Below are 672 nucleotides of genomic sequence, written 5' to 3'. Positions count from 1 at the left end.
CCCTGCGTCTCGTCATAGCGGAACGCCGACCAGGGTATGGGATGATAGCTCTGTCCCAGTCCGAGGAAACCGCCCGTGGACAGGATGACATAGGCCACCTGTCCGGTCCGCTCGTCGAGAATGAGTTTGTCGACGGTACCGAGCTTGTCACCATCGCGGCCATGCACTGTCTTGCCGCGCGCATCGTCGGCGGAAATCAGGATACGGCTTGCGAAAGGACGGGCAACGGGTATTTCTGTATTGGTGGCCATGGCCATTCTCCGTTCAATAAATCTCCGGGGCGGCAGGCAATTACCCACTGTGCCGAAAATGTGCCTTCTCAGACCAGGCTGTGCTTGAGAGCGCTCGCCTGATCATGGCCGGCCTTAACCGAGGTGAAAGCATCACGAATGATGGACCTCGTTGCCGGCGCCAGATCGGCATCCTTCAGCGTGATCTCGAACTTCGCCTTGATGTGGTCCTCGCCGCGCTCGACCTCCTCGATGATCGCCTTGTCGTTCTTGCCGGTGAACGCCTGTTTCAGGTCCATGAAGCTACGATGGGCCGCGCCGAGGAAGCTTGCGCTGTCCTGGGGCTTGCCGCCGATCGCGCGCACTTCGGCCTGCATCGAGGAGACGACCTGTCCGCGATCACGCGCGAAATCGGCGAACAGGGCCGCAAAACGGGTGCTCT

General features: G+C 60.6%; 2 protein-coding genes. Both read right to left on the bottom strand.

Features of this window, described 5'->3' with window-relative positions:
* Positions 1 to 251: PRC-barrel domain-containing protein (locus tag MRBLMC3_RS23125; RefSeq protein ID WP_363831252.1), on the bottom strand; the 251-nt coding region annotated here is incomplete at its 3' end.
* Between the two features lie 68 nt (positions 252 to 319).
* On the bottom strand, positions 320 to 672 hold a 353-nt coding region (locus MRBLMC3_RS23120), incomplete at its 5' end, for a PA2169 family four-helix-bundle protein (protein ID WP_363831249.1).

The sequence above is a fragment of the Sphingobium sp. LMC3-1-1.1 genome (genome assembly GCF_040676285.1).
Taxonomy (GTDB): Bacteria; Pseudomonadota; Alphaproteobacteria; order Sphingomonadales; family Sphingomonadaceae; genus Sphingobium.
Note: the sequence above shows the minus strand (reverse complement) of the source record. Positions and strands in the feature narration are given on the sequence as shown.